The following is a 13,403-nucleotide window of genomic DNA, read 5'->3' as shown; positions in this document are numbered from 1 at the left end:
TATTACAAGAACATAATCTTCAACAGAAAATTTATTCAACTTTGGCGCGGAGTGCAGGAGATGGAAAGAGACTTCCAAATCCAACTTGTCGCTCGTTTAAGGGTTCTAGAGTATCAGTCCAAAGACTTTCATAATAAAAGAAAGTTACACCTAGACCACGTTCTTGAGCAGCCCGCACCTGAGACTTAATTTGCTGCATAGGAACTGGATTATTTCGTAACCCAGTCATAATCCCAATTCCAGTTGGAATTGTTTTTTGGGCTTCTTGAATTTCTTGGCGAGAAATATTAGCTACAAAACTTTGCAGATTCGGACGATAAACTTGCACAATTAACTCGTCCACAATATTCTGTCGTATCCAACCCAGCCAATCTTGCAAATGAAACTTGTAAGCAAAATCATAGTAATTAGGAGAAACAGAGAAAATCGCCTGGGGTCTTCTCTGCTTCACGGCTTGGTTAAGTTGTACCATGAACGCCGTAATTTTATCTGCCCGCCACTTTACCCATGCCGCATCTTGGGGATTAGTTGGCGGAGGATTTTTGGTTTCTTTGGTGTACAAAGCAACTGTATATTGATCGTAGCCAAATTCGTGAGGTAAACTCGTATGATCGTCAAACTGAATACCATCAGCATCATATTGAGTGACAGTTTCCAGCACTAGATTGGTGATGAACTGTTGTACTTGGGGATGGAACGGATTGAGCCACATTACCTCACCAGCCGCACTGATGGAAGTTTGGCTACCATCCCGCTTTTGTGTGAACCAATCAGGATAATTCAGTGCCAATTCCGAAGTTGGGGGAGCCATGAAACCAAACTCAAACCAGGGAATTACTAACAATCCTTTGCGATGGCCTTGGTTAATTAAATCTGCAAGAATATCATGTCCATCTGAACCTTTGTAGATAAAAGGTTGGATACCCGCACGTTGTGCGATCGCGCTAGGATACATTACATAGCCAGAATTCCACACCACAGGATAGATTGTGTTAAAGTTCAGCCGTCGTAATTGACTCACCGCATCCTGCACTTTGGCACGATCCTTGAGGGTGTCAAAATCATTGGTAGTCATCCAAACCCCGCGAATTTCTTGACGGGGTAACTGTGCGATGGCGCTGAAGCGCCCACCTTCGGTGATCGCAGGAGTGAAACTGTCCACCAACAATACAGTAAAAAAGGATATTAAAATGAGAATCGGAAACAGGGACTTGAGTAGTCGCCGCCAAGTTTGAACAATAAAAGGTGATTTCATAGATTTGAATGATGCATTAGCTACCCACACACGCCATTGTTCGCTTTTACGATTGAATCTACTAACCATATAGTGTACAAGTATTTATGCTTAGTACATAATTGATTAGTTGGTAGTTATTCGTTCCCTGCTTATGGAACTTTTGCACCATAAAAACTAAAGCAGACCGATAAGATGCTTGACGCAGCAAGTAGTCATTAAGTGCCCAATAGAGATTGAAATGGGGAATGGGACACTTATACTGAGCAGTTTGACCCTTCAGCAAGCTCAGGGCATCGCAAGTTCGCAGTTAGATGTCGCCTTTGGCGCAGCCTGTCATAAAGAAACATTGGGCACTTGTATTGAACGTAGCCTCTCGTATAGAATTATTCCTTATATTCCATCTCTCTTTGGGACTTCCAAAAAATAAAAGCACAAATGTATAGCAATCCTATTTGATTTGTGAAAATCACAAGACTCAGATCCCCGACTTCTTTGAGAAGTCGGGGATCTCGTTGTTCACGAATGATTTAGGATTGCTATATAGGAATGATAATCACTGATACACAAATTTCCATTTAAAAGTTGATGTAAGCTGTAAAAGCTATAAGTTAAACTAATTAATAGAGTAAAAACACTTTGAGAGATTTAAATTGCTAAATTTAATCTCCCATCTTACTGTTTATTTAAACTTAATTCTGAAAGATAACTTTTTTCTGTAACTCTTATAGAATTATTTAAATTATCCGTAATATATTCAAGTATACTTTGAGCAACATACTCTGCAAGCTTAACTGGTACAGCATTTCCTATCATTTGTTCAAGGTCTGTTTTTGTACCTTCAAAAATAAATGTTTCAGGGAAAGTTTGTAAGTAGCTTCTTTCAATTGTAGTTAATGGGCGCAAGCTTTCTGTAACGCCGACTGGATCTTTAGGGTGTTTATTATAGGTTTTAGGAATAGGACGATTAACTCCTCTTACTGTTGGACTAGGTTCATCAATACTAAAAATTCCCCTTCTTTGGTAACTTCTTGGATGTCTGTAGTAATATTGAATTTCTAATTTATTTCCCAGATAATCCCTAATAGTCATTGGTTTATCTGCTAACCTTTTTTTCAGGTAAGGTTCTAGGCTTCCGTCTTTTCCTTGTAACTCTCCAAAGCAGAAAAATCTTTTTCGCTTTTGAGGAACACCGCACAGACTAGCATCCAAAATTATTTCACTTAAACCATATCCAGCATTTTTAAATATTTGTTTAACCTCTTGATATTTATTGCTTTTACGAAATAGGTCTACATTCTCTATCAAAAACCACTTAGGAAGAATACTTGTAACTATCTCAGAAAATACAATACTTAAATCTCCTCTTCCTAAATTTTCATCGCGTTTACCGGCGCTAGAAAAGTCTTGACATGGTGGGCCGCCAATAATAATTTCAGGACATATTTCTCTAAAAATTTGGTAGTTTTCCCTTAAAATATTAAGATCGTAATCAAAAATTTCATGGCTAAAGTTTTTTTGATAAACATCTATAGCGGGTTTCCAATTATCGAATGCTGCTAAGATATTAAAACCAGCATTTTGAAAGCCTAAAGATAAGCCTCCACAACCAGCGAAAAGGTCTAAAACTTTAAGTGAAGAGTTTTTTATCTTATCTCTAGATTTTTCTTTCATACCTTCAAAAATTATTATTCTAGTGTATATACTTAAAAGATTGTATTGAATAATGCTTTTAAAATTACTAACTTATTCCACACCCCAACTGTGTCACAATAGAAAACTGTAATAAGAAAAATATTGTTAAGGTAATTTAGTGAGTCCAACTGCTCAATCCACGGCAAGTGCGCGTCGCGTGGTATTTCCTTTTACGGCAATTGTGGGCCAGGAAGAAATGAAACTGGCGCTCCTATTGAACGTGATTGACCCCAAAATTGGTGGTGTAATGATCATGGGCGATCGCGGTACCGGTAAATCCACAACTATCCGGGCGCTGGCGGATCTGCTGCCAGAAATTTCTGTGGTTGCCAATGACCCTTTCAGTAGCGATCCTAGCGACCCCGACTTGATGAGCGATGAAGTCCGCCAACTTTTAGAACAAGGGGCAGAAATTCCTGTAACTCACAAAAAAGTCCAAATGGTAGACCTACCTCTAGGAGCCACAGAAGACCGAGTTTGTGGCACAATCGACATCGAGAAAGCTTTATCTGAAGGTGTTAAAGCTTTTGAACCAGGACTGCTGGCAAAGGCTAACCGGGGCATTCTCTATGTGGATGAAGTCAACTTATTAGATGACCACCTCGTAGACGTGCTACTCGATTCCGCCGCCAGTGGATGGAACACTGTAGAACGGGAAGGTATTTCTATTCGTCACCCAGCGCGTTTTGTTCTTGTGGGTTCTGGAAACCCGGAAGAAGGCGAACTGCGCCCCCAACTGCTCGATCGCTTTGGGATGCACGCAGAAATTCACACGGTAAAAGAACCAGCCTTGCGGGTGCAAATCGTGGAACAACGGGCGGATTTTGACCAAAATCCTCTAGTATTTCTCGAAAGCTGCAAAGCACAGCAAGAAGCATTGCAAGAGCAAATTGTCAATGCTCAAAAGCTTTTACCAGAAGTGAAACTTGACTACGAGCTACGGGTAAAAATTTCTGAAGTCTGCTCTGAATTGGATGTGGATGGTTTGCGGGGTGACATTGTTAGTAACCGCGCCGCCAAAGCCTTAACAGCTTATGAAGGACGCACTGAAGTTACAGTTGATGATATCTGCCGCGTGATTACCCTATGTTTGCGTCACAGACTGCGGAAAGACCCCTTAGAATCGATTGATTCTGGCTACAAAGTCGCCAAAGTTTTTAGCCGCGTCTTTGGCGTAGAACTACCAGAAAGTGATACTGCACAAAAAAATGGCACAGGTCAAAAATTAGGGGCTAGAAGCTAATTAATTTTGGATTTTAGATTTTGGATTTTGGATTAAAGGAAAAGTCCAAAATCTAAAATTCGCAGAATCTAACTCAATATTTAGCACTCAACACTTACTATGAGATTTTGGTCTTTTTGGTTCAACAGCTTTTTTTTATCTAGCCAATACAACCCGCCCAGGTTTGTAGAATTATTGATGCTCTTATTAGCGATCGCTATGCTGGCAATAGCGAGTATTTTACCTAACAGACTACCTTATTTAATCTTAGGCTTAAGCCTAGTCGTTGGGGCATCTATTTCTATCTTAGTGCGGGAAGCGATCGCGCCCTCACACGAGACGCGAATTACCCAACTGACAGCATCACTATTGCTGATCATTAGCCTCTATGGTTTTGCTGACTTAATGTACAGTCTTTAACGCTTAACTAAAGATAAATCCGGTGTCAGCCTGTCCAAAACTTACTTCAACATGATTGCTGTCCAATTTATATCAGCTTCCGTCGTATCACGCCCCAAAATGATTACGAGCAGGAAAACCTTCGCAACACAATGTCATCACACCTCACTCATTCACAAGCTACTCAACCCAGTTTTCTAATAGGAGCATAAAAACTTTCTCTGGTGTCGAGGAGTGGCTGATCTCTGGTGGTCATGAAGTCATCGGAGAAATTGTCTAGACTCTCTATTAGAGATTGCCAGGGATTATCTTTGGCAATGAGGACAATGGCATTACCAATTTTTTTGATATAAACTTCAGTCCCAGTAAGTTGAAAGTCTTCGGGTAAAATAACGATTTGGTGAGTCCCATCAGTGGTGACTTTAGCAGTGTTCATGGTGGTGTTTAAGGATTATTAATACAGAAACCAAAACATGGGTTATGTTGCTGATATTGAATATCTACAGGAATCAGAATGGCATACGCGAATTTTCTTATTCTTTTGATTAACTGTCAGCATCATCCCTCGTGTTCCACATTGAGGACAATTGGAACCAGTTATCTTTCTTTCTTCAGGTAGTTTGATTGAGTGATTACAAGAATGACACTTACGGTAACGCTTGTTATTCGGACTAACTTCCATTCCTATCGTGCCGCATTTTGGGCAAATATCGCCTTGAGTATAAGTATTGCTGTGTTGTGTTCCACTTCCGCAGTGGATGCAAATATAATATTTATCTTCTTTTGATTGGTACTTACTCTCCCTACTGTCAACTATTGCACTGCATCCCCAGCATTCGTTCAAATAAATATTATGGTCATGATCTTCTCCATGTTTGCAAGAAAAAACTGTAACCCTGAATCTGGTACTAAATTGAGAATATTCTATATTGTGTGGCATTATATCTTCACATACAGAACACTTGAGTCTTGAGCGAATTTCGTTAATGCGATTAATCCACCCTGATAGTTTTGGTAAGTAATCCTCCGCCTTTTTCAAATCAGGCATAGATGGCACAATATCTACTGCTTTAAAAAGTTCTAGTAAAGACCAGTTTTTCCAATCTTGTGAGCATTCAGCAGATAAACGCGCTCCATACAAACCAAAATTTGAATTTGAGCTTTTGTTTAGTTCAAATAAGTTACAGTTATTTCTTGCACGCGGGCAATAAGCACTAATTACTATTTCAGTTTCACCTGTTGTTTTAATTTTTTCCTTCTCCCATAGTTTTCCCTCACAGTATTTAACTTTCACCTCTGTAGGTTTGCAGTAAGGCAATAACGGATCAAGATTTATAGGCTCAGTAGAATTTTTAGCATATTGAATTACATAATTTGTTAATATTTTGTGTACTTCCTGGAAAACTTCATTGCTTCGATTTGGATGTTCCTTAGCCCATAGTATTTTCAAGACACATCTTATCAAATCATCGTTTTCTGGGTTAGTGTTATGAATACGTTGAAACTCAGTAAGAAATAGAGAAATATTTGTATTTTCTTTTGCTAGGCGATAAACACATAGTATTTTTGCTTCTCTTGAAAAATAATGCCAAATAAATAAGGAGCCATCTGCTATAAAACTCCACGCTAATCGTATTTGATCTTCTGGAAGCAAAAAATGGAATATTTTAAGGATTGGTTCTTTGTATCTTACTCCTTCTGGAAGTTTGTCAATTAATTTTATACGTTCTTCATTGGAAACATCATTAATCAAATTTCCAATTTTTTGGATGATATCTTGATTTTCTAATTTATATTCTGCTTTAAGCTTTGATAATAGAATTAATATTTTTTCTTCTGGCAGCAAAAACTCTAATATTTCATCCCTCTTTTTAACGCTATCTGGCAGTTTAGACAGCAGAATTGGAACTTTTTCACTTGAACTTTCAGCAAGTATTTTTGCAATATGTGATATAGTTTTATTGTTTTCACTAACATTTTCGTTTAGTCTTGCTCCCAGAATAGTAATTTGTTCAACAGCAGGTAAAAATTTTATAATTGCGTCGTGAGATTTAACCAAATTCTTGTGTCGAAATATAGAAATTAGTTTTGTGATATCTTCTTCTGCTGAATCTTCAAGTATCTCTGCAATTTTCAAAATATTATCTTGATAATTTAAATCTTGTTGACTACTGATTTGACTTACAAGAATACCAATACGTCTATCTCCTGATGCTATAGGCCAAATCTGTTGTTCCAGAATAATACAATCAGGTATATTTATCCACAAAATGCCTAATTTGCAATGGACTAAAATATTTCGCAATTCAGATAATAATATGTCTCTAATAGAAACACTTTCTAAATTGCTTATCAGTTCAACCAAGCATTTTACGTGTAATTTTATATTGAGGCGCTTACGGGCTTCTGGATAATCGACATACAATTTATATAATTTGCCGATAATTTTATCACATTTTTCCAAATTCTCATTTTGAAGATTTGAGATAATATTAAATACTTCCTCTCGCAAAGCAGCATCTATTTCTATACTTAAATCATCAGGTAAAAGCTGTAAGCATAATTTTAACTGCTTATTATATGGCAATAATTGTCGAATATTTCGAGCTTTATAGTGCATCAGAATAGTCTCTGGCACGTAATCTAAAAAACGATTCTTTTGCCAGGGGAGAAAAATATTTAACTTTTTATCGGCTAAAGAAACAGCTTCTTCGATGGAGTTATTATTGAGATATGCCCAAAATGCCAACGCACAAAATTTAGGATCGCTATGATTAAAGCAGCATTCAATGATATCGGAATCTTTTTCTTCACTTAAATTAAGTAAGTGCAAATTGCTTGCTCTATATCCGTTACCATATATTCTTAATTCAAACTTTACTAGTGTTCCTTCTTTTAAATCAGATTCTGAACAATAAATTTCTGTTCTATGCACCCATATATCACCTTTTCCCTGACATTCTACAAATCCATAATCATTTATTTGACCTGTTTGATTGTTGAAACCACCAAACCATTTAATTTTGCCAACTTCTTTAAATGACTTCACTACCCCAATTTCTCTCATCGCGCACCTGTGTTTAGCTAGTTTATACGGCTAGTATTCCCACAGGTATGCGATTTGTCACATTTAATTTAACGCTTAACTAAAGATAAATCCGGTGTCAGCCTTTGCAAAACTTGCTTCAACACCATTACCGTCCAATCTATATCAGCTTCAGTGGTATCACGCCCCAATGTGATGCGAATTCCGCCCAAGGCAGCTTTTTCAGAATAGCCCATCGCTAACAATATCGGGCTTGGGCTAAGTTTACCACTGTGACAAGCAGCACCAGCGCTGATGCCGATGCCAGCAAGGTTTAGCTGTCGTACCAAGGTTTTACCGCTCAATTTTTTACCATCGGCGTTTTCTAAGCACATACTTACATGGTGAGGTAAGCGGTGATACGGATGTCCTGTGGGGATTAAACCAGGAATTTCAGCTAATTGGGCAAAGGCGCGATCGCGTAACTCAATCAATCGTGGTGTTTCTGTAGGCAATTCTTCGGCTGCTAACTCTGCTGCTACACCAAACCCCGCTATTATCGGTACTGCTTGCGTACCAGAACGCAGTCCCATTTCTTGCCCACCACCACCCAGTAAGGGCATCAATTCCACACCAGGACGCAGATATAGCGCCCCTACACCTTGGGGGCCATATATTTTATGACTCGAAAGGCTAACTAAGTCTACGGGGAGTTGTTGCACATCTATGGGTAAACGTCCCGCAGCTTGCACTGCATCTGTGTGGAACAAAGCGCCGTGCGATCGCACAATCTTACCCAGTTCTGCGATCGCTTGCACTGTCCCAATTTCACTTTGACCGTAAATTATAGAAACTAAAACTGTGTTGTGTCGCAATGCCGCCTTTAAATCTACGGGATTAACTCTACCTTTAATATCTACAGACAAGCGTGTAACTTCCCAACCCCACATTTCTAGCAACTTTACTGTTTCAGAAATTGCGGAATGCTCGACGCTGGAAATAATAATATGTTGAGGAACAGCATACAACCGAGCTACACCCATAATCGCTAGATTATTTGCCTCAGTGCCACCAGAGGTAAAAACGATCGCTTCAGGACTGGCGGCGTTAATTAAACCAGCAACTTGGACTCTGGCTTGTTCCACAACCGTTGCAGCGCGTTGTCCCCACTCATGTAAGCTGGAGGGATTGCCCCACTGTTGAGTGAGGACTGTTTGCATAACTGCGATCGCTTCTTTTCGAGTGGGAGTAGTGGCGCTGTAATCTAGATAAATTTGCATATAGCCGATAATGGTGAAAACACACGTTGGTAATAAGCTGGCGATCTTTTCAGAATATACAGTTTCAGTGGATAAATACTGAAAAAAATCTTTGTCATCCTGTATCTAGGAGTGGATTTTTCGCTTTGTTTAGAAAAGCATTTCTCTACTTAATTCAAAACACCAAATTTTGGGAATGATAAATCCATCCACTTCCAATCCACTTTTAACAGATTACAGTGCAATTTATCTCTAGACAAAGATATTTTTTATATATCTTTTTACTGATATTCTCCCTCGCTGGTTGTCAACGAGTCCAGTCTTCTAATCAGCGTCCAGCACCTTTACCACAAGATCCGTTAGTTCAAGTTTACTTTAACCATTCTGAATCTTCAGAATACAAGGAAGCTTACCGTCAGCAAACTCGCCTTGGGGATGATTTAGAAAAACAGATTGTCAATACGATTACCCAAGCTAAATCTACAGTAGATGTGGCGGTGCAAGAATTACGTTTACCTAAAGTTGCCGAAGCACTGGTTGATAGACAAAAGGCTGGGGTAAAAGTCAGGATAATTTTAGAAAATACTTACAGCCGACCTTGGAGTACTTTAACATCTGCTGAAGTAGGTAAGTTAGATAAAAGGGAACAGGAACGCTACAACGAATTTCGCCAATTTATCGATATCAACCAGGATAATCAACTTAGTCCAGCAGAAATCAATCAAAAAGATGCTTTGATCATTTTGCAGAATGCTCAAATTCCTTGGATAGACGATCGAGCAGATGGTTCAGTTGGTAGCAGCTTGATGCATCACAAATTTGTGATTGTGGATAATCGGATTGTAATTATCACTTCGGCCAATTTTACTTTAAGTGATACTTATGGTGATTTCACAAATTCTAATACTTTAGGTAATGCCAATAACTTATTGCAAATTGACAGCCCAGAATTAGCATCTTTATTTACAGAAGAGTTTAATATTATGTGGGGAGATGGGCCGGGAGGTAAACCAGATAGTAAATTTGGTTTGCAAAAACCGATGCGTTCGCCTAAACAAATTACATTAAATCAAAGCACAATTACTGTACAATTTTCGCCTACCTCTCCGACTCAATCTTGGAGTAATAGTAGTAACGGTTTAATTGGTAAAACTTTAGATTCGGCAACTAAATCTACCGATTTGGCGTTATTTGTCTTTTCTGATCAACGTCTTGCCAATATTTTAGAAAATCGCCATCAACAAAGTGTGCAAATTCGCGCTTTAATTGAACCACAATTTGCCTACCGCCCCTACAGTGAAGCCTTAGATATGATGGGGATTGCTCTTAGCAATAAATGTAAATATGAAGTTGATAATCATCCTTGGCAAAATCCAATTACCACCGTAGGCGTACCTGTGTTACCCAAAGGCGATTTGTTACATCACAAATTTGGTGTAATTGATAGCCAAAAAGTAATTGCAGGTTCTCATAATTGGTCAGACGCTGCTAATTATGGTAATGATGAGACACTTGTAGTAATTGAAAGTCCTCTAGTTGCTGCTCATTATGTCCGGGAATTTGCTCGTCTTTATAGCAAAGTCAAACCAGGCTTACCACCAGCAATTCAAGAAAAAATTAAATTAGAACGAACACAGTGTCCCCAGATAAAAAGTTCTTCATCAAGTGAACTACAAGCAATTAAACAAATAAATATTAATACTGCAACTTCGGAAGAATTAGAAACTCTTCCCGGTGTGGGTAAGAAGTTAGCGCAACGGATAATTCTTAGCCGTCAACAGCAGAAGTTTACATCTTTACAAGACTTAGAAAGAGTTCCAGGAGTTAAAGCGAAAACATTGGAAAAATGGCGCGATCGCCTGATTTGGTAGCAGTCTTTAAGATCCCCGACTTCTCAAAGAAGTCGGGGATCTGGGGCAGACAAATTAAATGCGATCGCTAGTTAGACCAACCAAACTGCGTAAATGCCCATTCCGAGAAAATCGTTCTGCTATTATTTTTTGATAAACCGCCTCATAGCCATTAGTCATTTGTTTAACGCTGAAACGGTTTTCGACATACTCGCGGCAACTATAGCGGTCTAGCTCTGTTACGCGATCGAGCGCAGTGACGCATTCTTGAATATTATTGCAGAGGAAACCCGTCTTCCCGTGGGAAATTACCTCCTCGGCAGATCCTAAGTTCATCGCAATCACTGGCGTACCCGAAGCCATTGACTCAACCATCACCAATCCAAAGGGTTCCCGCCAAGTGATGGGAAATAGAGTTGCAAACGCACCTCCCATGAGAGCATTTTTTTGAGCATGATTAGCTTCACCTAGATACTGAATTTGCTCCCCGTCGATGTGCGGTTTGATTTCCCTCTCAAAGTATTCTGCATCAACTGCATCAACTTTACCTGCCATTTTCAAACGCCAACCAGTTTGTTTAGCAATTTCTATTGCTAAGTGCCCTCCCTTCTCAGGAGACATCCGACCCAAAAATGCTAAGTAGGGCGGATCTTCTGGTTGGGCATGAAAGTTATAACTGCTGACATCAATTCCGTTGTAAACCGTTGTTAGATAGTTCAACCCTAACCTTGATTCTCGTTGTGCATCGGAAATACTGACGTAGGGTTGTTTTTTACCAAAACTAAACATCTTTTCGTTATCGGGTGTGAAAATCCAGTGCAAGGTGTGAACCGTTGGGGTTGTGACGAGATTTGCGTAAGCCAGTGCCCCACACCCTACATGAGAGTGAATAATATCAAACTCTTCTGCGCGTTCATAAACCGAAGCTAGATTCAACATTTCATAAACGCTGTAATCTTTAATACTACTATCGAGTCTGATGGCACGGGGATGAACTGACACTAGTTTTGCCAGGCTGATCGAATCTCCTGATGCAAATAAAGTTACTTCGTGGCCGCGTCGGACTAATTCATCGGTCAGTAACCCCACTACTAGTTCTATACCACCATAAGCTGGAGGCGGAACTCTCTCCCATAATGGAGCTACTTGAGCTATTCGCATCACAAACCTCCTAATAAATCAGAATTGAATTAGAAGTTTTTTCTTTGTGTTGTTGTAGTGCTGTAATTTATTCACTTGACACTAGAAAATAACTTCAGATACTAAAGTTTGTTACAATTATTTTCAAATTTTATGATTATTCTTCTATATTCCTCGTCTATCCTGGTATGTAAATCACCCACTCCTAGAGAGGTAAATATATTTCAATCTCTTAATTTTTGGTAATTTAGCGCAATTTTTAATGTAGCTTTTTTGATAAACAGGAGTTTCTTAAAATCGCCAAAATCTAAGTTAAATAGTGATATCAGGCGATAAATCTCTTTTGTTGGGAGTTAATTATTCAAATTACAAATATTTATTAAAAAATAAAACGTTTAATGACCAAAATATAGATTTTTGTAAAGCAGGTAGTTTGAAATCAGAAACAGTAATTTTTATTATAAGAAGTTCTATTCAAATTCTTAAAGGTAGCAATCAATCTATAGCAATCCTAAATGAGTTATGAAAATCGAGAGACTAAGATCCCCGACTTCTTTGAGAAGTCGGGGATCTTATTGTTCACGAATGATTTAAGGCTGCTATATCCTAATTTAAAGACAATAGGAAGTTACAATAATTTAATTTATCTACTCCCATAAGTTAGATTCTTTAGTAGACAAAAGGGAGAAAATAGAGTTGAATAATTGACTTATTACGCAAAACGTGATATTTTGTATTGCTATCAATAAAAATCATCTATATAAACGTGAATATCTCCTCATCTCTCAAAAAACCGCGTGTCTCATGGCAGGCGGTTTTCTCACTACTGATATTTGTGTTCATGTACCTGCCCATACTGGTACTTGGCTTTTATAGCTTCAATCAGTCGCCCTACAGTGCAGGTTGGCAAGGATTTACTCTCGATTGGTATCGCAAGTTGTTCAGCGACGATCGCATTTTATCAGCCTTGCAAAACAGTATGATCGTTGCTGGTTGTGCAGTCGGGGTTTCAGCAGTGTTGGGAACCTTGATGGCCGTCGGGTTGGCGCGTTACCAATTTCCTGGTAAGAAATTGTATCGGGGTATTGCTTACTTACCATTGATTATTCCTGATATTGCGATCGCAGTGGCTACCCTAGTATGCCTAGCTGCCTTTGCTATACCCTTGAGTTTGTGGACAATAGTGGCAGCCCATATCGTGTTTTGTCTGGCATACGTTGGACTTGTAGTTAGTTCCCGACTCACCAATTTAGATCCCCACTTAGAAGAAGCAGCGCTAGATTTAGGCGCTACACCAATCCAAGCTTTCATGCAAGTATTGTTACCTCAATTGATGCCTGGCATTTTAGCTGGTTGTCTCTTGGCTTTTGTCCTCAGCTTAGATGACTTTCTAATTTCCAGCTTTACTGCCGGTAGCGGTTCTAACACCCTACCGATGGAAATTTTTAGCCGCATTAGAACAGGAGTCAAGCCTGATATTAACGCTTTGAGTGTGATGTTGATTTCAGTATCTGCGATCGCTGCTCTTATAGCTGAATTAATCCGCGCTTCGGGAGAGAATAAAAGTTTTAAATGAATA

General features: G+C 38.9%; 10 protein-coding genes. 4 read left to right on the top strand and 6 right to left on the bottom strand.

Annotated elements, in window-relative coordinates; translation table 11 throughout:
* Positions 1–31: 31 nt before the first annotated feature.
* Together VB732_RS17615 and VB732_RS17610 are read right to left on the bottom strand one after the other, a co-directional pair.
* Positions 32–1,324, bottom strand: coding sequence for a glycoside hydrolase family 10 protein (locus tag VB732_RS17615; protein WP_416235757.1), 1,293 nt, complete (start codon positions 1,322–1,324; stop codon positions 32–34).
* 585 nt (positions 1,325–1,909) lie between these two features.
* Entirely contained in the window at positions 1,910–2,908 is a 999-nt protein-coding gene (locus VB732_RS17610; protein WP_323232189.1) for a DNA cytosine methyltransferase, read from the bottom strand.
* A 139-nt stretch (positions 2,909–3,047) separates the two neighbouring features.
* Here VB732_RS17610 and bchI point away from each other — a divergent pair, with 139 nt between their 5' ends.
* Together bchI and VB732_RS17600 are read left to right on the top strand one after the other, a co-directional pair.
* Positions 3,048–4,172: a magnesium chelatase ATPase subunit I gene (bchI, locus tag VB732_RS17605; protein ID WP_323232188.1), complete on the top strand. Its 1,125-nt coding sequence runs from the start codon at positions 3,048–3,050 to the stop codon at positions 4,170–4,172.
* 99 nt (positions 4,173–4,271) lie between these two features.
* Positions 4,272–4,571 (top strand): hypothetical protein, encoded by a 300-nt coding sequence (locus tag VB732_RS17600; protein ID WP_323232187.1) that lies wholly within the window; start codon positions 4,272–4,274, stop codon positions 4,569–4,571.
* A 163-nt stretch (positions 4,572–4,734) separates the two neighbouring features.
* Here the strand turns inward: VB732_RS17600 and VB732_RS17595 are convergent, their stop codons facing one another.
* From VB732_RS17595 to VB732_RS17585, 3 genes are all read right to left on the bottom strand, one after another.
* Complete coding sequence (locus VB732_RS17595) at positions 4,735–4,986, bottom strand: type II toxin-antitoxin system VapB family antitoxin (RefSeq protein WP_323232186.1); 252 nt, start codon at positions 4,984–4,986, stop codon at positions 4,735–4,737.
* Positions 4,987–5,028: 42 nt separating this feature from the next.
* Positions 5,029–7,617, bottom strand: coding sequence for a hypothetical protein (locus VB732_RS17590; protein WP_323232185.1), 2,589 nt, complete (start codon positions 7,615–7,617; stop codon positions 5,029–5,031).
* A 68-nt stretch (positions 7,618–7,685) separates the two neighbouring features.
* Positions 7,686–8,855, bottom strand: coding sequence for a cysteine desulfurase family protein (locus tag VB732_RS17585; RefSeq protein WP_323232184.1), 1,170 nt, complete (start codon positions 8,853–8,855; stop codon positions 7,686–7,688).
* 218 nt (positions 8,856–9,073) lie between these two features.
* Between VB732_RS17585 and VB732_RS17580 the strand changes: the two genes are divergently transcribed.
* Positions 9,074–10,705: a DUF655 domain-containing protein gene (locus tag VB732_RS17580; protein WP_323232183.1), complete on the top strand. Its 1,632-nt coding sequence runs from the start codon at positions 9,074–9,076 to the stop codon at positions 10,703–10,705.
* Positions 10,706–10,759: 54 nt separating this feature from the next.
* On the opposite strand, the gene VB732_RS17575 is transcribed toward VB732_RS17580, so the two are convergent.
* Positions 10,760–11,845, bottom strand: coding sequence for a glycosyltransferase family 4 protein (locus VB732_RS17575; protein WP_323232182.1), 1,086 nt, complete (start codon positions 11,843–11,845; stop codon positions 10,760–10,762).
* Positions 11,846–12,590: 745 nt separating this feature from the next.
* Here VB732_RS17575 and VB732_RS17570 point away from each other — a divergent pair.
* Positions 12,591–13,400 carry an ABC transporter permease gene (locus tag VB732_RS17570; protein WP_323232181.1) on the top strand — a complete coding sequence of 270 codons (810 nt, stop codon included), beginning with the start codon at positions 12,591–12,593 and terminating at the stop codon, positions 13,398–13,400.
* Positions 13,401–13,403 lie beyond the last annotated feature (3 nt).

Source organism: Nostoc sp. UHCC 0252, from assembly GCF_034931145.1.
GTDB lineage: Bacteria > Cyanobacteriota > Cyanobacteriia > Cyanobacteriales > Nostocaceae > Nostoc.
This window is presented reverse-complemented; position numbering and strand designations above follow the sequence as displayed.

Coding starts and splice junctions, on each gene's coding strand:
- VB732_RS17615 (WP_416235757.1), bottom strand. CDS start 1,324: ATGGTTAGTAGATTCAATCGTAAAAGCGAACAATGGCGTGTGTGGGTA.
- VB732_RS17610 (WP_323232189.1), bottom strand. CDS start 2,908: ATGAAAGAAAAATCTAGAGATAAGATAAAAAACTCTTCACTTAAAGTT.
- VB732_RS17600 (WP_323232187.1), top strand. CDS start 4,272: ATGAGATTTTGGTCTTTTTGGTTCAACAGCTTTTTTTTATCTAGCCAA.
- VB732_RS17595 (WP_323232186.1), bottom strand. CDS start 4,986: ATGAACACTGCTAAAGTCACCACTGATGGGACTCACCAAATCGTTATT.
- VB732_RS17590 (WP_323232185.1), bottom strand. CDS start 7,617: ATGAGAGAAATTGGGGTAGTGAAGTCATTTAAAGAAGTTGGCAAAATT.
- VB732_RS17585 (WP_323232184.1), bottom strand. CDS start 8,855: ATGCAAATTTATCTAGATTACAGCGCCACTACTCCCACTCGAAAAGAA.
- VB732_RS17575 (WP_323232182.1), bottom strand. CDS start 11,845: ATGCGAATAGCTCAAGTAGCTCCATTATGGGAGAGAGTTCCGCCTCCA.